Here is a 23,065-nt window from a genome sequence, read left to right as displayed (position 1 = left end):
ACTTATTATTTCGCCTAAAAAATAGGCAATAAGGCAAATGGGGCCAAAAACAAGGGAAATTTGGCGGTTCTGAAAACTTCTCCGCAATGTTATCCACAGAAAGCGGGGATAGCTTTTCTCTTGTCGCGGCGGGGTTATCATTGCAGCTACAACAGAGAATCGACAAATCTCGAAGGTGTGTTTCTGCATGAACGATGTAAGCCTGACAGGACATGATCTAATTCAGGATTACCTGAAAACGCTAGATGGCAGCCCCGGCGTTTACAGGATGTTGAACGCGGCGTCCGAGGTGCTTTACGTCGGCAAGGCGCGAAATCTGCGGGCGCGGGTATCAAACTATGCCCGCCCCTCGGGCCATTCCGGGCGTATTGCGCGGATGATCTCGGAAACCGTCAGCATGATGTTCCTGACGACGCGGACGGAAACCGAGGCGCTGCTGCTAGAGCAGAACCTGATCAAGCAGTTGAAACCACGCTACAATGTGCTGTTGCGCGACGACAAATCGTTTCCGAACATTCTGATCAGCACGGAGCACCCCTTTCCGCAGTTGAAAAAGCATCGCGGCAAGCGATCCGAGAAGGGCAGTTATTTCGGGCCATTTGCATCGGCGGGGGCGGTTAATCGCACCCTTAATCAGCTGCAAAAGGTGTTCCTGCTGCGCAACTGCTCGGATTCGATGTTTGACAGCCGCACCCGGCCTTGTCTGCAATATCAGATCAAGCGCTGCTCTGCCCCCTGCACTGGCCGGATTGATGGGCCGGGTTACGCGACCTTAGTGGCGGATGCCGAACGGTTTTTGCAGGGCAAGACCACCACCGTGCAAAGCAATCTAGCCGCCGAGATGAACATCGCTTCGGACGCGATGGAGTTTGAGCGCGCGGCGGCGTTGCGCGACAGGATCAAGGCGCTGACTCAGGTGCAGCAATCGCAAGGGATCAACCCGGCGGGAGTGGCTGAGGCGGACGTGATCGCCCTGCATCTCGAAGGCGGGCAGGCCTGCGTGCAAGTGTTCTTCATCCGCGCCAATCAATCCTGGGGCAATCGTGATTTCTACCCGCGCACAGGCGCAGGGGCGGAGGAGGCCGAGATTCTGGAGGCCTTCGTGGCGCAATTCTATGACGACAAAGAGCCGCCTCGGCTGATCTTGCTTTCTCATCCGGTAGATAATGAGGATCTGGTGGTTGATCTGTTGACGGAACGGGCGGGTCGGAAGGTGGAACTGGCTGTGCCGCAGCGGGGGGAGAAGGCCGAGCTCGTCGAAAACGCCGTTCGCAATGCGCGGGAAAGTCTGGCGCGGAAAATGTCTGAAAGCTCGACCCAGAACAAGCTGCTGGCGGGACTGGCTGAGGCGTTTGATCTCGACGGCCCGCCGACGCGGATCGAAGTGTATGACAACGCCCATATTCAGGGCTCGGATGCTGTCGGGGGCATGATCGTGGCGGGGGCGGAAGGTTTTCTGAAATCGCAGTATCGCAAGTTCAACATTAAGTCGGCGGCGGGCAAGAATTCGGACGATTTCGGGATGATGCGCGAGGTGATGACGCGGCGGTTTGAGCGGTTGCTGAAGGAAGACCCGGAGCGCAGTTCGGGGTCTTGGCCGGATCTGCTGTTGATTGACGGCGGGGCGGGGCAAGTCTCGGCCGTTGCGGGGATTTTGGCGGAACTGGGCGTCGATGATCTCGCGATGGTGGGGGTGGCGAAGGGAATAGATCGCGATGCGGGGAAAGAGGAGTTTTACCGCACGGGCCAGCCGGTGATGGCGTTGCAGCGCAACGATCCTGTGCTGTATTTCATTCAAAGGCTGCGGGACGAGGCACACCGCTGGGCAAATGGAGCACATCGGGCGAAGCGGGCCAAGCAGGTGTCGATCACGCCGCTGGATGATATTCCGGGGGTGGGGGCTGTTCGGAAACGGGCGCTACTGGCGCATTTTGGTTCGGCTAAGGCGGTGTCGCGGGCGGGGCTGTCTGATCTGATGGCGGTGCCGGGGGTATCTGAAGCAATGGCGAAGGCGATCAGTGATTTTTTCAGCACGCGAGGGTAGTGTCCACGCGTGGACAGATTTTTATTGATATGTTTATCAGGGGCATGACATTTTCTGATCAGGAAATCTTAAGGGTTTCACAGGTGCAGCCCATTATCGCGTCGCCCGGTTTCAAGGGGAGCAGGCATGCATTTTTGCACAGGTGCCAGGGCGCAAACAAGCATGGCTTCTGCGGGGAAAGTGGCTAAACTATTTAGTTCAGATTTTTTGTCAAAGGACGCGAAACGATGGCTGCTTCGATTTTTGACCAGACCCAAATGGGCCCGTATCACCTGCAAAACCGGATGGTGATGAACCCGATGACCCGCTGCCGTGCCGATGTTGACGCGGTGCCGACGCCAATCATGGTGGTGTATTACAGCCAGCGCGGTACGGCTGGCCTGATCGTGACCGAAGGCATCGCCCCCAGCCCGAACGGCCGCGGCTATGCCCGCACGCCGGGGCTGTGGAGCGATGCGCAGGTGGCGGCTTGGAAGCCGGTGACGGCGGCGGCTCATGCCAAGGGCGCGGTGATTTTCGCGCAGATCATGCACACCGGGCGGGTCAGCCATCCGGGCAATATGCCTGCCGGTTCGAAGATTGTGGCGCCTTCGGCGCTGGCTTTGGCCGGTCAGATGTATACCGACGCCGATGGGATGCAGGATCATCCGGTGCCGCAGGAAATGACCGAGGCCGACATCCAGCAGGCCAAGGCTGAGTTCGTGACGGCGGCGAAAAATGCCATTGCTGCGGGATTCGATGGCGTTGAGTTGCACGCGGCGAATGGGTACTTGCTGGAGCAGTTCATCTCGCCCGATACCAACAAGCGGACAGATGCTTGGGGTGGATCGGTTGAGAAGCGGTTGCGTTTCGTGACCGAGGTTGCGCAAGAGGTCGTGGCGGCGATTGGCGGCGATAAGGTTGGCATCCGGATCTCGCCCTATGGCACGGCTTCGGGGATGGCGGCTTATGCTGCGGTGGATGAGACCTATCTGGCGTTGATGGCGCGTTTGGCTCAGATCGGGCTGGTCTATGTGCATCTGGTTGATCATGCTGCGATGGGCAATCCGGCGATCCCGGCAGAGTTCCGCGCCAAGTTGCGGGCGGCTTGGCCCCGGACGTTTATTCTCGGTGGTAGTCTCGATGCGGCCTCCGGGCAGGCGGCTGTGGACAGCGGTGCGGCAGATCTGGTCGGGTTTGGCCGGCCATACCTTGCCAACCCGGATCTGGTGGCGCGGTACAAGGCAGGGGCAGAGTTGAACGCGCCGGACTTTGCGACGTTCTACACGCCGGGGGAAAAGGGCTACACGGATTATCCAGCTTTGGGGTGATCTTTGATTTGAGTCTGGGGAAGGGCCGCGCGGGTTGCGCGGCCCTTTTGCTTTGGCTGCACTTGCGGTCCCAACTCGGGACCATTTGCATAGCGTTTAAGATCAAAGGCTTACGCGATGACTTTCAGGAAATATTAACGATTGGCGGCAGAATCGGCGTATTGGGGACCTGCCCCGCGTCCTGTATTTCTGTGCACAGATGCGCAGATGAGGTGCGATTCCTCTAATTGCGCAGAGATAGGAAAAGGCGCATTTGGGTGTCATAGAATTCCTCATCATCCTGAATTGGACCCCGAAAATGACCAATATCCTGCGCGTCGAATCCTCGATCAAACCTGCTGGCGCAGTGTCGCGCCGTTTGACCGACCGGATCATGGAGCGTGTCCTGGCTGCCAATCCGGGCGCAAACGTTGTCACCCGCGATCTGTCGGCTGGCGTCACCGCCATTGACGGCGCTTGGCTGGGGGCTGTGTTCACCCCGGCGGACGCCCGCAATGACGACCAAAAAGTGACCGCAGCCTATGCCGACGCGCTGCTGGCCGAAGTCAAAGCTGCTGACCTGCTGGTCATCGCTTTGCCGGTGTATAACTTTGGCGTCCCGGCGCAGTTGAAGTCGTGGATTGATCAGTTGGCCCGCAAAGGCGAGACCTTTAACTACACCGAAACAGGCCCGATTGGCCTGCTGACCGGCAAGCGCGCGATTGTGGCGTTCACCTCGGATGGCACCAAGTTTGGCTCGGAGATTGATTTCGCTTCGGGTTATGTCCGGCACATGCTGGGCTTCTTCGGCATCACCGATGTGCAGTTTGCAGCGGCTGATGCGATGGCTTACGGGCCGGAAGCCGCGATTGCCAAGGGCGAAGCAGAAGTGGACGCACTGGCTGCCTAAGGTTTGCTTGGCTGGCCCCGGAGGGTTTCACACCCTCCGGCCCTCCCATCGGGCAGTCCGCCCAATGAATGCGAAAATTTGATTTGCGTGAGTGTAAAAGGCCCCGCAGTTTGCGGGGCCTTTTGCTGCGCGTCTGAGGGTTATTCCTCGATGGGTTCATCACCGCCCGAATCGTCACCGCCAGTGTCGGGTTCTTCGGCCTGCGGTTCTTCATCCGCAGGCGCGTCGGTCTGTTCGTCATCGGCGGGTTGGTCGTCTGGGGCGGCCTCATCTGGAGCTGCTTCGTCAACCTGCGCGGCTTCGTCTTCCGTGGTCATTTCGGTGGTAAATTCTTCCGAGGTGACGCTGGTCTCGATGCTGGTTTCAGATTCTTCGTAAGAGGTCGTCATTTCTTCGGAATATTCCAAGTAGAATTCCGAATAGCTGAAGCTTTCGTAGGAATAGGCGGTCCAGCTGGCAATGGTGGTGATTTCAATCACTTCGGCCCACGCGACCATGGTGACGGTGGCGTTGCTGCTGTGGGCGCTGCCTGCGCGCCAGCCGTCGAAGATGAAGTCAAAGGCGTTTTGGCTGATCCAGTAATAGACGATTTCATCCAGCGAGATCGGGTCCTTGACGGGTTTGCCGTGGACGCTGGAAATCACGTCGCCGGGTTCGATGCCAGCTGTGTCGGCGGTGCCACCGGGCTGGGTGGACAGCACCAGCACGCCTTTATCAGTCGCGGCAAGTCCGAAGGCGGCAATGGTGTCGGCATTGACCGGGATCAGCACGGCATCCAGCGCGCGCGAGACATAGGGGCTGGGCAGGGAATTTCGGCATTGGGCACCTGTTATTGTTGTTGGTGTCCGGAGTTAGATCAGCGAAAATGCTTTGCGTCTATGGGCTTGTCTGACGGCGGTATCCGACAATGCGAAACGGGGGCAGCTTGCGCAACCCCCGTTTCAAATCTGATGTGACGGGCGGAGTGAACCGCCCGAAATGGCTTACGCCAGAGCGAGATTGATCGCCGACTCGCGGCCATCACGGCCAGCTTCGATGTCGAAGGTCACTGCTTGACCGTCGTTCAACTGACGGATGCCAGCACGTTCCATTGCGGAAATGTGCACGAACACGTCTTTGTTGCCGTTTGCTGGTGCGATAAAGCCGAAGCCTTTGGTTGCGTTAAACCATTTCACGGTGCCATTGGCCATCGTGTGTCTCCTAGTTTTGGTGTGCCATCCGCGGAATGCGATGACGTGGCTCAGTCGTAGCAATCGAGAACTGAGGCCTAGAGAGGAGACAGATGTTCGATAGATAGCGTTTCGCTCTGCCTACATGCGCCAATTTCAACGGGAAAACAAGGGGGGCGAAAAAAGAATCAGGTTAGAACAGATCAAGCAAGCGGTTGAGGTAACTGCGTTCCTGATCGCTGCGGGACTGATCTGCCGAGCGTTTGCGAATCTGGTCGAGCAATTCTTGTGCGCGTTTGTAGATGTCTTTGTTCTCGGCCAAGTTGCCATCGGAACCGATGTGCAGGCCGTTTTCGCGGCCCAAGGGATCGCGCGGGCCGCCCGATTGCGGGTCTTCGGTCTTTTGCGTGCCATCGGGGGATGCGCCTTGCTTGCGGTCTTGATCAGCCAAAGCATCGCCGAAATCGCGCAGGCCTTCGCGCATTTTATCGATTGCTTCGGCTTGCTTGTCCAACGCGCCGGGCAGGTCGCCGTCTTTCAGCGCGCGCTCGGCTTCTTCCATGGCGCGGCCTGCCTCGTCGAGGTTCTGCTTGCCTTCTGCGTTCTTGTCGCCACCTTGGCCGGGAAGATTGCCGCCGTCGCGCAGTTGTTTCAGTTTGTCGCGCAGCTCTTGCTGGCGTTGCGACAGGGATTTTCCGTCTTGACCCGTGCCTTCCTGGCCGCCTTGCAAATCGCGGAAGCTGTCGTCTGACAGGCTTTGCTGGCCACGCAAGGTGTTGCCGAGGTCATTCATCGCCTGCTTGCCGGGGCTGCCTTTGCCACCAGTACCGTCGCCTGGCTGCACCTTCATGTTATTCATAAGATCTTGCAACTGCTTCATCAATTCGGCGGCTTCGGCAGTTTTGCCTTCTTCCATCAGCTTTTGCAGCTTGTCCAGCATCTGGTCGATCTGGTCTTGGGTGATGCTCGGGCCTTTTTGCTGCGGCGAGGTTTCGTCATTGGGGTCGGCTGGATTTTTCTTGGCTTCTTCAGCCATATATTCGTCCAAAGCGTCGCGCATTTCATCCATCAGTTTTTGGATTTCTTCGGGGCTGGCACCCTTGCGGATGGCTTCGGCGAGGCGTTCTTGTGCGCGCTGCATGCGGTCTTTGGCGTTGTTCAGCTTGCCGTCTTCGATCATCAGCGAGATTTCCCAAAGCTCTTTGGTGATTTCGTCGCGGGCTTTGGGGGTGAGGGTTTTCGCCTCACCGTCCAGACGTTTGATCACGGCTTTCAGCCGATTGTAGGATTTGTCATCGGGGAAAATGTCGCCCGGCTGGTTGCTGACGGCTTTCAGGATTTCCAGCGAGGTCGGGGCGTTGCTGCGCGACCACAGGATATCGCGGCGCATCTCGATCAGGGCGTCGGCGAGGGGATCGAAGAAGCGTTTGCCGGGGAGGATCAGGTGGATCGGATCTGCGGTGCCGGTGTTGCCTGCGGCGTCGGTGACGCCGTAGGTGATGGTGACGGGCAGATTCGACAGCACGGATTCCGAGAGATCATCGACGAGGGTGGTTTTGATGTCAGCGCGGCTGCCTTTGAACGGCAGCGGCAGGTCGAGCGTGACGGGTGGAATCGCTTCGGGGTCGGTTTTCAACCCGTAGGTGCGGGTGACGGCGGCGAGGTCTAGGGCGATGGTGACTTCGCCTTTGGTGACGCCGTAATCGTCTGTCGCGGTGAACTTCTGCTTGAATCGGCCCTCGCCGTCGCGGCTGATTCCTGCCGCGGGGGTGACGGTGGGGGCGTTGTCGGGGGTGGCGATGATTTTCCATTCGCGGCCCGCAGCGCCTTCAATGGCGAGTGTGCCGGAGGTGGTGACGGTGAAATCTTGTGTGGGTTGGCTGGCCGGGGGCGCATCGGTGCGGCCCGAGACGGTTTCGGATACGATCAGCGCGCCGGGTTCACCATAGAGGCGGATTTGCAGGCGGGTGCCGGTGGGCAGGGTGAGGGCGTCGGCGGTCTGGTCGTTGAGATAGAGCGCGGGTTTGCCGGTATAGCTGGGGGGCTGCGCCCAGCCTTCCCATGCCGGGCCAGCGGCGGCGTTGGCGGTGCCGCCGGGGGTGAGACCTGCAACGGATGTGACGCGCCAGATTGAGCCGAACAGCAGGGCCATCACCAGTGCGGTGAGGGCGACGTAGCGCAAAGCGAACGGGTCGCGGGAGGAGAGTTGCAGGTCGGGCTGCACCGGTTTCGCGCCAGAAGCACGCGTGGCCATCCGGGCGCGGTGGGCGGCCCAGACGGCCTTTGATGCCTCATCGCTGATGCCGATGGCTTGGGTGTCGCGCAAAGCCGCGATGGGTTGGCCGGGGAGTTTGCTGTCCAGCCGGATCAGTGCCTCAATCCGGGTCGGGCGCCGGAACGCGCGGATGCCGTGGACCACCCCCCAGATCAGGCCGAGGGTGGCCGTGACCATGCCGAACCACGCGGCCTCAATCGGTAGCAGGTCTTGCAACCCGAACGCAGTGGCGGCGAGGCTGGTGATGGCAACGGTCCAAAACGGCCAGAAGGCGCGGGTGATGCGTTCAGCCCAAAGCCCCGCAAGCGTGATCCGCAGCGGGGTCTCAATGCGTTTTAATGCCTGCGCTTCGGTATTTTCTGTCATCGGCCTCTACAGTTTCAAAGCCACAGGGGAATGGTATCGCGGTTCAATATCTCTTCATAGCTAGGGCGGGCGCGAATGACGGCAAATTGATCATCTTTCACCATCACTTCGGGGATAAGGGGCCGGGTGTTGTATTCTGACGCCATCACCGCGCCATAAGCGCCTGCCGAGCGGAAAGCGATCAGGTCATCTTCCTTCAACGGCGCCAGCGGGCGGGCTTTGGCGAAGGTATCACCCGTCTCGCAGACCGGGCCGACCACGTCATAGCTTTGGGCTACGGTGGCGGCTTTGGCCTCTTGCACCGGAATGATATCGTGATGCGCGCCATACATCGAGGGGCGCACAAGGTCGTTCATCGCGGCATCGACGATCAAGAAATCGCTGATCTCGCCGTTTTTGACGTAGATGACTTTGGAGACGAGCAAGCCTGAGTTGCCGGAAATCAGCCGGCCGGGTTCGATCTCAATCTCGCAGCCGAGATGGCCAACGGTGCGTTTGATCAATGCGCCATATTCCTGCGGCAGCGGCGGGGCGGTGTTGGACCGCTCATACGGGATGCCGAGGCCGCCGCCGAGGTCGAGACGGGAGATGATATGGCCTTCATAGCGCAGGCGCAGGGTCAGGTCGGCTATCTTTTTGTAGGCTTGTTCAAAGGGTTCAAGTTCGGTGAGTTGCGAGCCGATATGCACGTCGATGCCGATGACAGCCAAGCCGGGAAGTTTGGCAGCCTCGGCGTAGACTTCGCTGGCACGGCTGATCGGGATGCCGAATTTGTTGTCTTTCTTGCCGGTGGCGATCTTCTCATGCGTGCGGGCGTCGACGTCTGGGTTGACGCGGATGGTGATCGGGGCGGTGGTGCCCATGCTGGAGGCGACTTCGGAGAGCGCGCGCAGTTCGGGTTCGGATTCGACGTTGAATTGGCGGATGCCATTTTCCAACGCGAGGCGCATTTCCTCGCGGGTTTTGCCGACGCCAGAGAACACGATGCGGTTGCCGGGTACGCCAGCGGCTTGCGCACGACGGTATTCGCCGCCCGACACCACATCCATGCCTGCGCCAAGGTCGCCCAGCAGTTTAAGGACGGCAATGTTCGACAGTGATTTGATCGCAAAGCAGACAAGATGGGGCAGCGGCGAAAGCGCCTCGGTGAACAGGGTGTAGTGGCGGGTCAGGGTGGCGCTGGAATAGACGTAGAACGGCGTGCCAACTTGGGCGGCAATATCGGCCACGGCCACATCTTCGGCATGAAGGATGCCGTCACGATACAGGAAATGGTCCATGCGGCGGCCCCTTATGAAATCAGTCGCTTGGGTATAGCAGAAGCCGAAGCCTGCGCAATTCGGCGCAGCCTTGGCTTTGCGGTGATTACGGGGTTTCGCCCGATGAGATGCCAACGCGGGCATCGCCGGACAGGGTTATGCCGGTTTTCGGGGCAGTGGGGGGGCCATCGGCTCCGCAGGCGGTGAGGACAAGCAGGGCGATCAGGGGAAGGCGTTTCATGTTCGGTCCTTAAGGCGAATAGCTGATGCGGCCACCGCCGGGGATTGCGCCGGAAATCACCGGGCGGATGGTTGCGCCGTGCGGGCCGATGCCTATCCCTGCGCCCACGTGCGGGTCGGTGCAGGCGGTCAGCAGTAGGGCGGCATATAGCAGTAAGATGGGCAGCAGGCGCATTTGGGGTTTCCGTGGCTTCCGGCAGGGTGCCTTAGGCCAGTTGCGTTTTCCAGCGGGCGACTTGCTCGGCCACACGGATGGGCGAGGTTCCGCCGTAGGACATCCGGCTGCGGACAGAATTCTCAACGCCCAGAACGGAATAGACTTCTTGGGTGATGCCGTCATGCACCGCTTTCATTTCGGTGATGGACAGATCGGCGAGATCGCAGGCTTTCGATTCCGCCAGCGCCACGAGGGTTCCGGTGATGTGATGCGCCTCGCGGAACGGCAGGTTCAGGGCGCGCACCAGCCAATCGGCGAGGTCGGTGGCAGTCGAGAAGCCGCTGGCTGCGGAGGTGGCCAGCACATCGCGGTTGGCGGTCATGTCGCCAACCATACCGGTCATCGCGGCCAGCGCCAGCATCAGGGTATCGGCGGCGTCGAACACCTGCTCTTTGTCTTCCTGCATGTCTTTCGAATAGGTCAGCGCCAGACCCTTCATGATGGTGAACAGGGCGACGGTTGCGCCCAAGATTCGGCCGAGTTTGGCGCGCAGAAGTTCGGCGGCGTCGGGGTTTTTCTTTTGCGGCATGATGGAGGAGCCGGTGGTCCATTTGTCCGACAGCTTGACGAAACGAAATTGGGCGGAGGACCAGATCACCAGTTCTTCGGCGAAGCGCGACAGGTGCATGGCGCAGATGCTGGAGGCGCTTAGGAATTCGAGCGCGAAGTCGCGGTCGGAGACCGAGTCGAGGGAGTTCGCGGTTGGGCGGTCAAAGCCAAGGGCTTTGGCGGTCATATGGCGGTCGATGGGGAACGAGGTTCCGGCGAGGGCGGCGGCCCCCAAGGGGCATTCGTTCATGCGTTTGCGGGCGTCTTCAAAGCGGGATTTGTCGCGGGCCAGCATCTCGACATAGGCGAGCATATGGTGGCCCCAAGTGACGGGCTGGGCGGTTTGCAGATGGGTGAAGCCTGGCATCACCCAATCGGCGCCTGCTTCGGCTTGGGCAAGGAAGGCTTTCATCAGGGCATTTAAGCCTTGGATGGCGGCGTCGCATTGATCGCGCACCCAAAGGCGGAAATCGACGGCGACTTGATCGTTGCGCGATCGGGCGGTGTGAAGGCGGCCTGCGGGGGCACCGATCAGGTCTTTCAGGCGGGATTCGACGTTCATGTGGATGTCTTCGAGGGCGGTGGAAAAGGTGAAATTCCCGGCCTCAATTTCTGACAACACCGTGAGCAGGCCTTCCCCGATGGCCTCGGCATCACTAGAAGTCAGGATACCCGTGGCGGCCAGCATGGCGGCATGGGCGCGAGAGCCTGCAATGTCTTGCGCGTAAAGCCGTTGGTCAAAGCCGATTGAGGCGTTGATCGCGGTCATGATCGCGTCGGGGCCAGAGGCAAAGCGGCCGCCCCACATTTGGTTGGCGGCTGTGGTTGGGGAATTGGTCATGGAAGGGCCTTCGACATGATGCGCAAGATGCTGTTGGTGGCTCTGTATACGGCCTTTGCTGTCGGTGCAAATGCGGGGGGCGCAAATGCGGGGGGCGCAAATGCAGGCAGCCTGGAGGGGCTGCTGACGGGCGATATGAAAAAACTGGCACTGGTCGCGCCTGTGGCTTTGCCCGAGGCGGTGTTGCTGGATGGTGCGGGGCTTGAGACGTCGCTGGCTCAGTACAAGGGCAAATGGGTGGTGCTGAACTTCTGGGCAACCTGGTGCGCGCCTTGTCGCAAAGAGATGCCCGCGCTGCAACGGCTGGCGGATGCGATGCCCAAGATTGCGGTGGTGCCTGTGGCGACCGGGCGCAATGATGTGGGGCAGATCGTGAAGTTTTATGCCGAGGCCGGGGTGACTTCGCTGCCCGTGTTGCGCGATCCGAAATCGGCGCTGGCGCATCAGATGGCGGTGCTGGGGCTGCCGGTGACGTTGATCGTTAATCCTGAAGGCGAGGAAGTGGCGCGGTTGATTGGCGATGCGGAGTGGGATTCTGACGAGGCGCAGGCGGTGTTGAAGGCGATGATGGCGGAGTGATCTTGGCGAAGACGGATTTCACAGAAAGACGAAATTCGGACCTGCATCGGCGTTTGGTTTTGCGAATTGGCGTTTGGTTTGGCGCAGGTGTGGGATGCCTCCGGCGGGAGTATTTCAAAAAGAGCAAATGCTTGGGCCATCCTTTGTGCTTAAACATCCGGCCCGCAATGCTTTGGCATCGTGGGTCGCCGGAAGCTTCTTAGGTTCGAGTCAGGCGCTGCGTTTAATGCTGCGGCGCAGGCGTTTGAGCAGGGCGTGTTGGATCATGCCGCTGATCAGGGTGGCGGTGGAGAGCATGAGGCCCACGAGGCCCGCGCCCAGCGCCCATGCGGTTTCGGAAAATCTTAAGGTGGCGCGAAACAGGCGGGCTTTGCCGAGGACTTCGGCGCGTCCGACGAGTTTGGGGCCAAGCGCATCGGCGGCATTGGCGAGGCGGCGGGCGTTGGCTGCATCATCGACCATCGGCAGCAGGTGCAGGGCGGTGGTGGCATCGGTTGCGGTGTTCAGGCGGCTGAGGTCGGTGAGGGTGTTGGTCAGCGGCAGGAAGGCTTCACTTCGGATTGCGGCGGTCAGGTCATCGAGACTGCGCACGGCGGGGAGGCTGGCCCAGTTTACCCCGGTACGGGCGGCTTCCAAGGCCATTTCGACTAGGTGCGGCGACAGGCGGCCCATTTTGCGGGCGAGTTTGGCGAGGCTTGCGCCAGCCTTCACAACGCCTGATGTGCCGCTGGAGGCGAGGATGGCGGCGGTGGCCCCTAGGCCTACCACCGAGAGGGCGAGGTCGATTTGGTCGACTTCGCTGCCCGACGCATAGGCGACGCCCGCGCGGGTGATGCCTGCGATGTCGCCGATGGGGGTGAGGGCGATGGGGGCTTGGCAGATCATCACTTCGCTAAGGCTGCATTGCGCGGGATCGTAGGCACAAGCGGCGCAGGAGGTGACGGTGGCGTAGTAGCTGTGGTCATCCTCGCGGGCGGTTTGCACGGCGGCGTTTAGGGCCGAGGGGATGGCGATTTTACGCTCGTAGGCGAGGTCCACCAATGCATCGAGAGCCAGCCAGTTGCGCGGTTGTTCAGCCAAGCGGTTGGCGATATGGGCGCTGAGGGTTTCTGGTGTGGCAGCACTGGTCAGCATCCGCTCGGTGGTGGCTGCGATCTGGTCTTTGCTGGCCTCAACAAACGGGGCGAGCAGCGGATCAGAGGCGATGCGGGCGGCGGTGAGGGTGGTTCCGGCCAGCGAGCCTGCCAGAATGACCAGCAGGATCAGGCGGGTGATACGCCTCCAGATCATTGCGGCCCCATCAGAATTGTCGGGCCGCATGGCGGCAGGGCGCATTGGGTTTGCGTTTCGGGGTTGTCATGTTGTCCTCCGTCGCGCGGGTGCCAGCCTACCGTTTCGGCAGGCTGGCATGGTTTCAGAACGGGCGCGAGCGGATCATGCCGATAATGTCGTAGACTTGATCGACGATGGGCCGCGCGATGGCATCGGCGCGGGCGGCACCTTCGCCGAGGATACGGTCGATCTCGGCGGGGTCTTGCATCAGTTGGCTCATCTTGATGGTGATCGGCGAAAGTTTCGCCACCGCAAGATCGGCCAAGGCGGGCTTGAAGGTGCCAAATTGTGCGCCTGCGTATTCGGTGATCACGGCTTCTGGCGTCATGTCGGCGAGTGCAGCGTAGACGTTGATCAGGTTACGGGCGTCTGGCCTGCCGGACAGGCCTTCGAGATCGCTGGGCAAGGGTTCGGCATCGGTTTTGGCTTTGCGGAACTTCTTGGCGATGGTGTCGGCGTCGTCGGTCAGGTTGATGCGGGATTGATCCGAGGGGTCGGATTTCGACATTTTCTTCGTGCCATCGCGCAGGGACATCACACGGGTGGCAGCCCCTTCGATGACTGGCTCGGTGATGGGGAAGAAGTTCACTTTGTAGTCGTTGTTGAATTTCAGCGCGATGTCGCGGGTCAGCTCGATATGCTGTTTTTGATCCTCTCCCACCGGCACATGCGTGGCTTTATAGGCCAGAATATCGGCGGCCATCAGGGCGGGGTAGGCGTAGAGGCCGAGCGAGACGTTTTCGGAGTTCTTGCCCGCCTTGTCCTTGAACTGGGTCATCCGGCTCATCCAGCCCATGCGGGCGACGCAGTTGAAGATCCAGCCGAGTTCGACGTGGGCCGTCACTTGGGATTGGTTGAACAGAATCGAACGGGTCGGATCAATGCCCGCGGCGATGAAGCCAGCGGCGGCTTCGCGGGTTTGTTGGCGCAGTTTCGCCGGGTCTTGCCAGGTGGTGATCGCGTGCATGTCAACGAGGCAATAGATCGTCTCGATGCCTTCATCCTGCTTTTGCACAAAGCGTTTCAGGGCTCCGAGGTAATTGCCAAGGGTCAAGCCGCCGGAGGGCTGGATGCCCGAGAAGATACGGGTGGGGAAAGTCTGAGGCGTTTGGACCGGCTCGGACATGGGATACTCCATCTTGAATTGGCGCAGCCAATAAAGGCTGCGGGCTAGAAAAAGCTGCGCTTTGGGCTTAACGCTGCGCGCAGGGGGCGTCAATCGCGGCTGCCCCGCTAGAATGATCCGGGACAAGGTATGATGCAGGACGATTTAAGAGCCGACCAGATTACACCGATCAATCCACTGCCGGGGGTGGTGTGGCTGTTGGCGCTGCCGATGATTGCTTTGGAGATCCTGTTTTCACTTGCAGATGCCGGGGTGACGGGTGGGCCGCAGGCGGTCGGGTGGCGGATTGCGGCCATTCAGGATTATGGGGTGTTTCCAGAGTTTTGGCGGCAGAATTTGGCAGCGGGGGCGGTCGATATGCCGTTGATCAGGCGGTTTTTCAGCTTTGTCTTTGTGCATGGATCGGCGACGCAAGCTTTGTTCGGCATCGCAATGACGATGGCTTTGGGCAAGTTCGTGGGGGAAGTGTTCAAGGGCTGGGCGGTGGCTTTGGTGTTTCTGGGCTCGGGCGCTTTGGGGGCGTTGGCTTATGGGTTTGTGGTGCCGAACCAGCCGCTTTATGGGGCGTTTCCAGGGGTTTACGGGCTGATCGGGGCGTTCTCGTTTCTGATCTGGGTGAAGATGGCGGGGACTGGGGTGAATCAGTTGCGCGCGTTCAGTCTGATCGGGGCACTGATGGTGTTTCAGGCGGTTTATGGTGCGTTTTTCACTTTGTTGCCGATGGTGATGCCGAGCATGGGGCAGGTCGGGCATGATTGGTCTTGGGTCGCGGATTTGCCCGGCTTTGCGGCGGGGTTTTTGCTGTCGTTTGTGGTCAGTCCCGGTGGGTTTGCGCGGGTGCGGGAGCGGATCAGGAACCGCTAACGGCGGCGCAGGTTGCGGAAGTCAGAGAGTTTGAAAGCGCCTATGGCGGTGCCTGCGGCGGAGTAGCTTAAGACACCAGTGGTGATCAGCAAAGCGAGACCGGCATAGCGCCAGCCGTGGCTGGCCAGCATCTCGCCAAGGGCAACCTGTGTGCCGTAGAGCGCGAATCCCATCACGATGGCGGCGATGATGATGCGCGGCGCGCGGCTGCGAAAGCGGGTGTCAAAACGGGCGGCGTCGCCCATGCGTTTGGTGCCGAACCAGAGTTGAGCGGCCATCATCCAGCCTGCAAGGGTGGTGGCGAGGGCGGCGGCGGCGAAGCCGATGTAGGGCATCAGGCCGACCGCGATGGCGGCGTTGATGATCATCGAGACGATGGCGAAGCGGAACGGGCTGCGGCTGTCTTCGCGGGCGTAATAGAGCGGCTGGTAGACTTTGTGCAGCACGAAGGCGGGCAGGCCTGCGCCGTAGATCGCCAGCACAAGGGCTGTGGCAGCGGTGTCGTCGGCGGTGAAGGCGCCGCGTTGGTAGAGGGCGGCGGTCAGCGGCAGGGCGATCACCATCAGCGCCACCGCGCAGGGCAAGGTGAGGGCGAGGGCGAGTTCGGTGCCGCGGTTGAAGCTTTCTCGGCCCCCGGCTGCGTCGCCCGCGCGGAGGCGGCGGCTGAGGTCGGGCAGCAATACGGTACCGATGGCGATGGCGACGACTCCGAGCGGGAGTTGGTAGAGGCGGTCGGCGTAAACCAGCCAACTGACCGCGCCCTCGGTGTACGAGGCGACTTGGCGGCCGACCAGCATGTTGATCTGGACGACGCCGCCTGACAGGATCGCAGGGCCTGCGATGATGGCGAGGCGTTTAAGTTCAGGGGTGATCTTGGGCCAGCGCGGCGCGAAGCTGAGGCCGAGTTTTGCCGCCGAATACCAAGTGAAGGCCAGTTGGGCGACGCCGGTGATCGGCACGGCCCAAGCAAGGGTCAGGCCCATATCCCAGCCGAATTTGGCGGCGAGGAACATCATGGCGATGAAGATCAGGTTCATCAGGACCGGGACGAAGCCTGCTTCGGTGAAGTGGCCGTAGGCGTTCAGTACGCCCGAGAGCAGGGCGACGAGGCTGATGAACAGGATGTAGTTGAAGCCGATCTGGCCGTAGAGCACGGCGAGATCGAAGCGTTGGTCTTGGGCAAAACCGCTGGCCATTGCCCAGACGAGCCACGGCATCGCGAAGGTGCCGAGGATGGAAAAGAGGATCAGGATCGCGGCAAGGCCGTTGAAGGCGTCGCGGGCGAAGCCGTTGGCATCCTCGCCGCCCTCCAGCTTTTTGGCGAACATTGGCACGAAGGCCATGTTGAAGGCCCCCTCGGCGAAGAAGCGGCGGAACATGTTGGGCAGGGAAAATGCGACATTGAAGGCGTCGGCTATCGGGCCGGCACCCAGATAAGCGGCCATCATCATGTCGCGGGCGAAACCGGCGCCTCGGGACAGCAGAGTCCAGCTGCCAACGGTGAGGATGGAGCGCAGCAGGCTGATCGGTTTCATGGGCGGCCCTTTGGTTTAGGGCAAGGCTTACAGGGGAATGGCGGTGGGGTGAAATGGGAAATTTTGGGAACTGGGGGCTGGCACGCAGATGTGTCCACACGTGGACCGCGGGGTGGGGTGGGGATTTCAACGGGTTAGGGTGGGGGCGTTAAGGGGTTATTAGGGATTTGGCTGTGCGAGTATCAGATGCGTGAAATCACGCACCCTGAGGAGACGCGACGCAGAAAGCAGGGAAACCATTGCGCGTGTTAGCGCGTTAAAATTTCGATGGCGTAAAGCTTGGGCAACCAATCCGGTGAGGACGCCAAATGACCGAGCGATTCAACATTGTTCCCAAGGCCAAGCCGATTCAAACTGCGGTAAAGGATGCATCGGCGCTTGCTGCAGGTTTGACGCAGGCTGTGGCGGACACCTTTCGGTTGATTTTTAAGAGCCATGTCTATCACTGGAACGTCGAGGGGCCGATGTTTTACTTGCTGCATCATCTGACGGATGAGCAATACAACGAGATGTTTCCAGCCGTCGATGATCTGACCGAGCGTATTCGGGCTTTGGGGCAGGTGACCCCGCATTCACTGGCCGAGGTGATGGAGCTGTCGGTGATCAAGGATTTGCCGACTTTGCCCTCGACGCTGGAGATGGTCGAAGATCTGGCGAAGGATCACGCGGCTGTGGCGGTTTGGTTCCATGCGTTGCTCAAGCTGGCCGAGGATAACAACGATCCGGTCACCGCGGATCTCGCGGCGCGGCGATCAGCGTTCCACGAGCAGGCGGCTTGGATGCTGCGGGCGACGGCGAAGTGAGCGCCTGCGGAAAGGCTGGGGGTTACGCACTCCCAGTCGCCCCGGTGCCAGTCCCCCTGATGCAGGATGGCGTTTGAGCGCGTGATACTGGCGGTGTTTCGGAGTTTCACACCCCCACGCGAATTTGTGCCAAACCCCATGCCATTGGTTTCTGGAATCAATGGCAAACCCTCGTGGGATATTTGAGCGCAGAGGATGAGCCGGGTTCATTTAGCCGTTAAGCTGGGCTTGTGCATAAAAACGCCGCCCCAGACTTGATCCGGGGCTTTTTGCGTTGCGGGTCATGACTTGGGCCCCCGGATCAAGTCCGGGGCGGCTTGGAATTTGGGGCCGGCGTTAGCCCGAGTTTTGGGCGCGCTCTACGCCCTCGGCGATGGCTTGGCGCAGTTTGCGGTCTAGGGCTTCTTGTTTGCTTTTGGTGTGCAGTTTCAGGCCGAACATGTCTTTGACATAGAATGCATCGACCACTTGCGCGCCATAGGTCGCGATCACTGCGCTGGCGATATAGATATTGTTGGCAGCGAGCGTGCGGGTCAGATCATACAGCAGGCCGGGGCGGTCACGGGTGTCGACTTCGATGATGGTGTAGATTTCCGAGCCTTCGTTATCGAAGGTGATATGGGTCGGGAAGCGGAACTCGCGCTCACGTTTTTTCACCTTATCGCGGCCAGCGAGGGCTTCGCGCGGCAGCACTTCGCCTTTCAGGGTTTTCTCAATCATGCCGCGCAGGCGGGGCAGCCGTTCGACGTCATAGGGTTTGCCGTCGGCGTCTTGTATCCAGAACACTGGCGTCGCGTAGCCGTCTTTTGAGGTATAGGTGCGGGCATCGACGACATTGGCACCGACCAGCGCCAAGGCTCCGGCGAGGCGGGAGAAAATGCCAGGGTGGTCGCCGAGGGCAAAGCAGGCGCGGGTGGCGTCGCGGGCGGGTTCGGGATGCAAATCAATACGAATTTCATGGTCACCCAGGCCGCGCAGCAGGCGGGCGAAAACCTCTTGGGTGTCGGTGGAGAGGCCCTGCCAATAGGGGGTGTAGTGGCGGGCTTGCTCGACTTTGATCTGCGCTTCGGTCCAGTCTTTCAGGCGCAGGCGTAGTGCGGCTTTCGCCTCATCTTCGCGTTTGTCGCGGTTGATGGTTTCCAAGCCACCTTCGAGGGCTTCGGCGGTGATGCTGTAGAGCTGGCGCAGCAGCATGGCTTTCCAGTTGTTCCATGTGGTGGGACCGACGCCGCGAATATCGCAGACGGTGAGCACAGTCAGCAGATCAAGGCGTTTGCGGGTTTTCACCGCTTTGGCGAAATCGCGCACGGTGCGCGGATCGCCGATGTCACGCTTTTGCGCCATATCGGACATCAAGAGGTGATAGCGCACCAGCCATTCGACGGTTTCGGTTTCTTCTTGATCCAAACCCAGACGAGGCGCGATGCGGCGGGCGATTTGCGCGCCGATGATGGAATGGTCTTCGGGGCGGCCTTTGCCGATGTCGTGCAGCAGCAAGGCGACATAGATCACCCGGCGGTTGATGCCCGCCTTCAGGATCGAGGAGGACAGCGGCAGGTCTTCGATCAACTCGCCGCGTTCGATCTGGGCGAGGACAGAGATGGTTTGGATGATGTGTTCGTCGACCGTGTAGTGGTGGTAGACGTTGAACTGCATCATGGCGACGATGTTTTCAAACTCGGGGATGAAGGCAGAGAGCACACCCAACTCGTTCATCCGGCGCAGGGCACGCTCGGGGTTGCCGTGTTTCAGCATGAGGTCAAGAAAGATGCGCTGGGCTTCGGGATTATCGCGGATGCTGTCGTCGATCAGATCAAGGTTGGCGGCGATGATCCGCATGATGTTGGGGTGCAACAGGTGACGCGAGCGCAGAGCTTCTTCAAACGCCCGCAGCAGGTTGAGCGGGTCTGACAGGAATTCGGCAGGGTCCAGCACGTCAATGCGGCTTTGTACCAGTTTGTAGGGTGGTTTGACCTTTTTGCGGCTAAACATGCCAAGAATGCTGGATTCTGGCTTGGCGTGGCGGGCTTCAAGTTCGGTCAGGAAGATACGTGTCAGCTCGCCGACATGGGTGGCGTGGCGGAAGTAATCTTGCATGAACAACTCCACGGCGCGGCGGCCCGTGGTGTCGTGATAGCCCATGCGTTTGGCGACATCGACCTGTGCGTCAAAGGTCAACTGATCGACGGCGCGGTGGGTGATGTAGTGCAGATGGCAGCGGGCGGCCCAGAGGAAATTCTCGGCGCGCTCAAACTTGTCATATTCTTCGCGCGACAGCAGGCCCGCACCGACCAGACCAGCGGAGGAGGACACCCGCAGCAGGTACTTGCCGATCCAGTAGAGCGTTTGCAGATCGCGCAAGCCGCCCTTGGCTTCTTTGACGTTGGGTTCCAGCACGTAGCGCTGACCGCCTTGGCGTTTGTGCCGCTCGGCCCGTTCGGCGAGTTTGGCTTCGATGAATTCGGGGCCGGAGTTGCGGAAGAGATCAGACCACAGGCGTTCGTTCAGCTCTGTCGCAAGGGATGCGTCGCCTGCGATGAAGCGGTGCTCCAGCAGGGCGGTGCGGATGGTGATGTCTTCGCGGCCCAAGCGGATGCAATCGGCGACGGTGCGGCTGGCATGGCCGACTTTCAGTTTCAAATCCCACAGCATGTAGAGCATGGATTCGATGACGGATTCCGCCCAAGGGGTGATTTTCCATGGCGTGAGGAACAACAGGTCTACATCGGAATGCGGCGCCATCTCGGCACGGCCAAAGCCGCCGACGGCCAGCACGGTGAGACGCTCGGCGGTGGTGGGCGATTGCGCGCGGTGCAGATGATCGCGGGCGATCAGCAAAGCGGTGGTGACCAGCACATCGGTGAGGTGAGACTGGGCCGATACAAGCGCGCGGGCTTTCAGCGGGTTCAGCAGGAAGGCGGTCTCTAGGGCCGCATTGGCGCGGTTCTTCGCGAGGCTCATATGGCGCACGGCGACGGCGCGGCCTGCGCGGGCATCCGTGGCGGGGAGTTCAGCGTGGATCGCAGCCAGCAAGGCCCCACCGTCGATCAAGTCGGCAGCGGGGATCAGCAGATCGGGCGCTGCAGCAGGGCCAGCCACAGGGGCCACGGCGCGTTTCATGCGGGACTCTCGTTTCTGCCTTAAGACCCAAAGCCGCCGAAGCTGCGCGGGGCGGGATCAATGACCACGGCGCGACCACCTTGGATTTGCGCAATGGCCAGACCGCGCTCATTGGTGCCGTCGGAACGCAGCCGGAAGATGCCGTTGACGCCGACAAAGCCCGCACCCTGGGTCAGGGCTGCCTTCGACAGCGGGCCAGACCCAGCTTTTTTCATAAGCGCCCCGATGGCAGCAATACCGTCGTAGGCGAGACCGGAAATCGGATGCGGCGACTCGCTGAACGTGGATTGGTAGCGGGCTTGGTACTGCTCATAAAGTGCGGGATCGGGCAGCGCAAACCAGCCGCCTTGCACGCCGGGCAGACCGAGGGTGGCTGTGGGGATATCCCAACGGGTGAGGCCGATGAATTGCGCGCTTGCCGAGGAAAGCCCGTTGTCGGCCAAAAGCTGGCTGACCAAGGGTAAAGCGCCCGCGGTATCAGCGGTCAGGAACACCGCCTGCGCGCCTGCGGATTTTGCGGCTGCTGCGATGCCGGGGGCAGCTGCCACTACGCCATTTTGCGAGAATTCATAATTGCCAGTAGCTACCACCCAGCCGCCAGCCTGCGCCACGGCTTGCGTGATGGCGGCACGGCCCAATTCGCCTGCGGTGTTGCGATCATGCACGATCATAATCTGCGATTTCCCTTGGCGCACGGCATAGGATGCCAAACGGCTGGCGGTGTTGCCAAAGGTTGGACCCAGCAAGAAGACGTTGTTGCCGGCAATGTCGGGGTTGTTCGAGAACGCCAGCACATTGACGCCAGAGCCTGCCACAGCGACGCCTGCGGCATTGGCCTCTTGCGCGAACACCGGGCCAAGGATCACCTGCGCGCCATCGGCGACGGCTTGGGTTGCCATCGCGGCGGCTGTCGCGGGCTGACCTGCGGTGTTGTAGACCCGCAGATCGACACGGGCGGCACCGCCGAGATCGGAAATCGCCATGCGGGCAGCGTTTTGCAGCGAGCGTGCGAGCAACTCATCGCTGGCTTGGCCCGAGCCTGCGGGCACCAGCAAAGCGACTTGGATCTTGCTCGAGGCGTTGCTGTCACCTGCGGTGGGACCGACAGCAGGCACGCAAGCGGCCAAGACCAGTGCGGCAGTGGCGATAACTATTTGGCCCAGCGACTTGCGGGCCCGCATCAAAACGGACAACATAGAACTCCCTCACCGTTGGCGGAATGTCGTTCAGATTAAGCGCATCGGGGCGGGAAGTAAACTTATCAGGGAGGCTAACCGGGTGACGATCAGCAGAGCGGCGCCGGAAAAACAGCGTCTTGTGGCGGGTTTGTATTTTTTGGCAACCCCGATTGGTGCTGCGCGGGATATCACGCTGCGGGCGTTGGATATTCTGGCCTCGGCGGATGTTCTGGCGGCAGAAGACACCCGAACTTTGCGGCATTTGATGGAAATTCATGGAGTTAGCCTGGGGGATAGGCCGTTGGTCGCCTATCACGAGCACAACAATGATGCCGCCTTGCCGCGCCTACTGCGGGCGATAGCGGAAGGTAAATCGGTCGCCTATGCCTCGGAAGCCGGAACGCCGCTGATTTCGGACCCCGGTTTCCAGTTGGCGCGTGCCGCGATTGCGGAAGGCTACCCCGTGCTGTCCGCGCCCGGGGCATCGGCGGTTTTATGCGCGCTGACGGTGTCGGGGCTGCCGTCGGACCGGTTTTTGTTCGCAGGCTTTCCGCCAGCAGCCAAAGGGGCGCGGCAGACGTTCATTCGCGAGCTGGCACAGGTGCAGGCGACGGTGATTCTCTATGAGTCGCCAAAGCGCGTTAAGGCATTATTAGATGATTTGGTGCAGGGTCTCGGAGTTGGTCGTAAAAGTGTGGTGTGCCGGGAGCTGACCAAGCGATTCGAGGAAGTGTCGCGCGGGACGCTGGGCGAATTGGCTGCGGCGTTTGACGGGCGTGTTGTGAAGGGCGAAATCGTCGTGTTGATTGATCGCGCCCCGGAACAGGCGGCAGATGCGGCAACGGTGGAGCAGGCTTTGGATTTGGCTTTGACGCATATGACGATGAAGGATGCGGCGGCGGCGGTGGCGCAAGCTTATGGTTTGGCGCGGCGGGATGTTTATCAACTGGCATTGAAAAGGGCAGGCGCATGAGCGGGGCAAGGTCATATCACGCAGGATTTGCCGCCGAAGAGCAGGTGGCGCAGCTTTATGACCGTTCGGGGCGTGTCGTGTGTGCGCGGCGCTGGCGTGGCTCGGCCGGGGAGATTGACCTGATTGCACGCGATGGCGCTGAGGTGATCTTCATTGAAGTCAAGCAAAGCAAGACCCATGCGCAGGCGGCAGAGCATCTGACAGCACGGCAGATGGCGCGGATTTATGGCGCGGCATCAGAATTTCTGGCGGGTGAACCGGCTGGGCAGATGACGGAAGTGCGATTTGACGTGGCTTTGGTCGATGCGGTGGGGCGGATCGAAGTGTTGGAAAACGCCTACACCGCCTGATTGCATCCCGGGCGGGCTTGCGGCATCAAAGGGGCAATGATTTCCG

20 protein-coding genes are annotated in these 23,065 nt (G+C 60.6%); 8 read left to right on the top strand and 12 right to left on the bottom strand.

What is annotated here, in order from left to right; genetic code table 11:
* The first annotated feature begins 187 nt into the window (after positions 1-187).
* The 3 genes from uvrC to Q7V03_RS03215 all read left to right on the top strand — a co-directional run bounded on the left by uvrC (position 188) and on the right by Q7V03_RS03215 (position 4,243).
* Entirely contained in the window at positions 188-2,044 is a 1,857-nt protein-coding gene (gene uvrC, locus Q7V03_RS03225) for an excinuclease ABC subunit UvrC (protein WP_304924165.1), read from the top strand.
* Positions 2,045-2,271: 227 nt separating this feature from the next.
* The gene (locus tag Q7V03_RS03220) at positions 2,272-3,354 is read left to right on the top strand and encodes an alkene reductase (protein WP_304924164.1); all 1,083 of its coding nucleotides are present in this window, start codon (positions 2,272-2,274) and stop codon (positions 3,352-3,354) included.
* 298 nt (positions 3,355-3,652) lie between these two features.
* Positions 3,653-4,243: an FMN-dependent NADH-azoreductase gene (locus Q7V03_RS03215; protein WP_304924163.1), complete on the top strand. Its 591-nt coding sequence runs from the start codon at positions 3,653-3,655 to the stop codon at positions 4,241-4,243.
* A 140-nt stretch (positions 4,244-4,383) separates the two neighbouring features.
* On the opposite strand, the gene Q7V03_RS03210 is transcribed toward Q7V03_RS03215, so the two are convergent.
* From Q7V03_RS03210 to argH, 7 genes are all read right to left on the bottom strand, one after another.
* The gene (locus Q7V03_RS03210) at positions 4,384-5,013 is read right to left on the bottom strand and encodes a PDZ domain-containing protein (RefSeq protein ID WP_304924162.1); all 630 of its coding nucleotides are present in this window, start codon (positions 5,011-5,013) and stop codon (positions 4,384-4,386) included.
* Between the two features lie 213 nt (positions 5,014-5,226).
* Positions 5,227-5,433 (bottom strand): cold-shock protein, encoded by a 207-nt coding sequence (locus Q7V03_RS03205; RefSeq protein WP_054005407.1) that lies wholly within the window; start codon positions 5,431-5,433, stop codon positions 5,227-5,229.
* 172 nt (positions 5,434-5,605) lie between these two features.
* Positions 5,606-8,053, bottom strand: a complete 2,448-nt coding sequence (locus Q7V03_RS03200; RefSeq protein WP_304924161.1) for a DUF4175 domain-containing protein — start codon at positions 8,051-8,053, stop codon at positions 5,606-5,608.
* Positions 8,054-8,067: 14 nt separating this feature from the next.
* Positions 8,068-9,333, bottom strand: a complete 1,266-nt coding sequence (gene lysA, locus Q7V03_RS03195; protein ID WP_304924160.1) for a diaminopimelate decarboxylase — start codon at positions 9,331-9,333, stop codon at positions 8,068-8,070.
* Positions 9,334-9,418: 85 nt separating this feature from the next.
* Positions 9,419-9,553, bottom strand: a complete 135-nt coding sequence (locus Q7V03_RS03190) for a hypothetical protein (RefSeq protein WP_304924159.1) — start codon at positions 9,551-9,553, stop codon at positions 9,419-9,421.
* 9 nt (positions 9,554-9,562) lie between these two features.
* Positions 9,563-9,727, bottom strand: coding sequence for a hypothetical protein (locus Q7V03_RS03185; RefSeq protein ID WP_304924158.1), 165 nt, complete (start codon positions 9,725-9,727; stop codon positions 9,563-9,565).
* A gap of 31 nt (positions 9,728-9,758) precedes the next feature.
* On the bottom strand, positions 9,759-11,159 hold the full coding sequence (gene argH / locus Q7V03_RS03180) for an argininosuccinate lyase (RefSeq protein WP_304924157.1): 1,401 nt from the start codon (positions 11,157-11,159) through the stop codon (positions 9,759-9,761).
* 18 nt (positions 11,160-11,177) lie between these two features.
* On the opposite strand from argH, the gene Q7V03_RS03175 reads away from it, so the two are divergent.
* Complete coding sequence (locus Q7V03_RS03175) at positions 11,178-11,738, top strand: TlpA disulfide reductase family protein (RefSeq protein WP_304924187.1); 561 nt, start codon at positions 11,178-11,180, stop codon at positions 11,736-11,738.
* 210 nt (positions 11,739-11,948) lie between these two features.
* Here the strand turns inward: Q7V03_RS03175 and Q7V03_RS03170 are convergent, their stop codons facing one another.
* The gene (locus Q7V03_RS03170) at positions 11,949-13,028 is read right to left on the bottom strand and encodes a hypothetical protein (RefSeq protein WP_304924156.1); all 1,080 of its coding nucleotides are present in this window, start codon (positions 13,026-13,028) and stop codon (positions 11,949-11,951) included.
* Between the two features lie 124 nt (positions 13,029-13,152).
* On the bottom strand, positions 13,153-14,196 hold the full coding sequence (gene trpS / locus Q7V03_RS03165) for a tryptophan--tRNA ligase (protein WP_304924155.1): 1,044 nt from the start codon (positions 14,194-14,196) through the stop codon (positions 13,153-13,155).
* Between the two features lie 132 nt (positions 14,197-14,328).
* Here trpS and Q7V03_RS03160 point away from each other — a divergent pair, with 132 nt between their 5' ends.
* Positions 14,329-15,060, top strand: a complete 732-nt coding sequence (locus Q7V03_RS03160; protein WP_304924154.1) for a rhomboid family intramembrane serine protease — start codon at positions 14,329-14,331, stop codon at positions 15,058-15,060.
* Here the strand turns inward: Q7V03_RS03160 and murJ are convergent.
* A complete protein-coding gene (gene murJ, locus Q7V03_RS03155; RefSeq protein ID WP_304924153.1) occupies positions 15,057-16,595 on the bottom strand; it encodes a murein biosynthesis integral membrane protein MurJ in 1,539 nt (512 codons plus the stop codon). The two genes, Q7V03_RS03160 and murJ, sit on opposite strands and share 4 nt — an antisense overlap.
* A gap of 308 nt (positions 16,596-16,903) precedes the next feature.
* Here murJ and Q7V03_RS03150 point away from each other — a divergent pair, with 308 nt between their 5' ends.
* Positions 16,904-17,398: a Dps family protein gene (locus Q7V03_RS03150; protein WP_304924152.1), complete on the top strand. Its 495-nt coding sequence runs from the start codon at positions 16,904-16,906 to the stop codon at positions 17,396-17,398.
* A gap of 336 nt (positions 17,399-17,734) precedes the next feature.
* On the opposite strand, the gene Q7V03_RS03145 is transcribed toward Q7V03_RS03150, so the two are convergent.
* Together Q7V03_RS03145 and Q7V03_RS03140 are read right to left on the bottom strand one after the other, a co-directional pair.
* Complete coding sequence (locus Q7V03_RS03145; protein WP_304924151.1) at positions 17,735-20,518, bottom strand: [protein-PII] uridylyltransferase; 2,784 nt, start codon at positions 20,516-20,518, stop codon at positions 17,735-17,737.
* Positions 20,519-20,538: 20 nt separating this feature from the next.
* Positions 20,539-21,714, bottom strand: coding sequence for a penicillin-binding protein activator (locus tag Q7V03_RS03140; RefSeq protein ID WP_304924150.1), 1,176 nt, complete (start codon positions 21,712-21,714; stop codon positions 20,539-20,541).
* Between the two features lie 82 nt (positions 21,715-21,796).
* On the opposite strand from Q7V03_RS03140, the gene rsmI reads away from it, so the two are divergent.
* Both rsmI and Q7V03_RS03130 read left to right on the top strand, forming a co-directional pair.
* Entirely contained in the window at positions 21,797-22,669 is an 873-nt protein-coding gene (gene rsmI / locus Q7V03_RS03135; protein WP_304924149.1) for a 16S rRNA (cytidine(1402)-2'-O)-methyltransferase, read from the top strand.
* Positions 22,666-23,019, top strand: a complete 354-nt coding sequence (locus Q7V03_RS03130; protein WP_304924148.1) for a YraN family protein — start codon at positions 22,666-22,668, stop codon at positions 23,017-23,019. Before rsmI ends, Q7V03_RS03130 begins: the two co-directional genes overlap by 4 nt.
* The last annotated feature ends 46 nt before the right edge of the window (positions 23,020-23,065 follow it).

This window comes from Cypionkella sp. (assembly GCF_030652235.1).
Lineage (GTDB): Bacteria > Pseudomonadota > Alphaproteobacteria > Rhodobacterales > Rhodobacteraceae > Cypionkella.
Note: the sequence above shows the minus strand (reverse complement) of the source record. Positions and strands in the feature narration are given on the sequence as shown.

What these genes read in the sequence shown, in the direction of transcription:
- Q7V03_RS03150 (WP_304924152.1), top strand. Translation starts at nt 16,904, where the DNA reads ATGACCGAGCGATTCAACATTGTTCCCAAGGCCAAGCCGATTCAAACT.
- Q7V03_RS03190 (WP_304924159.1), bottom strand. Translation starts at nt 9,553, where the DNA reads ATGAAACGCCTTCCCCTGATCGCCCTGCTTGTCCTCACCGCCTGCGGA.
- Q7V03_RS03220 (WP_304924164.1), top strand. Translation starts at nt 2,272, where the DNA reads ATGGCTGCTTCGATTTTTGACCAGACCCAAATGGGCCCGTATCACCTG.
- Q7V03_RS03175 (WP_304924187.1), top strand. Translation starts at nt 11,178, where the DNA reads ATGCGCAAGATGCTGTTGGTGGCTCTGTATACGGCCTTTGCTGTCGGT.
- Q7V03_RS03145 (WP_304924151.1), bottom strand. Translation starts at nt 20,518, where the DNA reads ATGAAACGCGCCGTGGCCCCTGTGGCTGGCCCTGCTGCAGCGCCCGAT.
- Q7V03_RS03205 (WP_054005407.1), bottom strand. Translation starts at nt 5,433, where the DNA reads ATGGCCAATGGCACCGTGAAATGGTTTAACGCAACCAAAGGCTTCGGC.
- Q7V03_RS03200 (WP_304924161.1), bottom strand. Translation starts at nt 8,053, where the DNA reads ATGACAGAAAATACCGAAGCGCAGGCATTAAAACGCATTGAGACCCCG.
- Q7V03_RS03170 (WP_304924156.1), bottom strand. Translation starts at nt 13,028, where the DNA reads ATGATCTGGAGGCGTATCACCCGCCTGATCCTGCTGGTCATTCTGGCA.
- Q7V03_RS03185 (WP_304924158.1), bottom strand. Translation starts at nt 9,727, where the DNA reads ATGCGCCTGCTGCCCATCTTACTGCTATATGCCGCCCTACTGCTGACC.
- lysA (WP_304924160.1), bottom strand. Translation starts at nt 9,333, where the DNA reads ATGGACCATTTCCTGTATCGTGACGGCATCCTTCATGCCGAAGATGTG.
- argH (WP_304924157.1), bottom strand. Translation starts at nt 11,159, where the DNA reads ATGACCAATTCCCCAACCACAGCCGCCAACCAAATGTGGGGCGGCCGC.
- murJ (WP_304924153.1), bottom strand. Translation starts at nt 16,595, where the DNA reads ATGAAACCGATCAGCCTGCTGCGCTCCATCCTCACCGTTGGCAGCTGG.
- uvrC (WP_304924165.1), top strand. Translation starts at nt 188, where the DNA reads ATGAACGATGTAAGCCTGACAGGACATGATCTAATTCAGGATTACCTG.
- trpS (WP_304924155.1), bottom strand. Translation starts at nt 14,196, where the DNA reads ATGTCCGAGCCGGTCCAAACGCCTCAGACTTTCCCCACCCGTATCTTC.
- Q7V03_RS03215 (WP_304924163.1), top strand. Translation starts at nt 3,653, where the DNA reads ATGACCAATATCCTGCGCGTCGAATCCTCGATCAAACCTGCTGGCGCA.
- Q7V03_RS03140 (WP_304924150.1), bottom strand. Translation starts at nt 21,714, where the DNA reads ATGTTGTCCGTTTTGATGCGGGCCCGCAAGTCGCTGGGCCAAATAGTT.
- Q7V03_RS03160 (WP_304924154.1), top strand. Translation starts at nt 14,329, where the DNA reads ATGCAGGACGATTTAAGAGCCGACCAGATTACACCGATCAATCCACTG.
- Q7V03_RS03130 (WP_304924148.1), top strand. Translation starts at nt 22,666, where the DNA reads ATGAGCGGGGCAAGGTCATATCACGCAGGATTTGCCGCCGAAGAGCAG.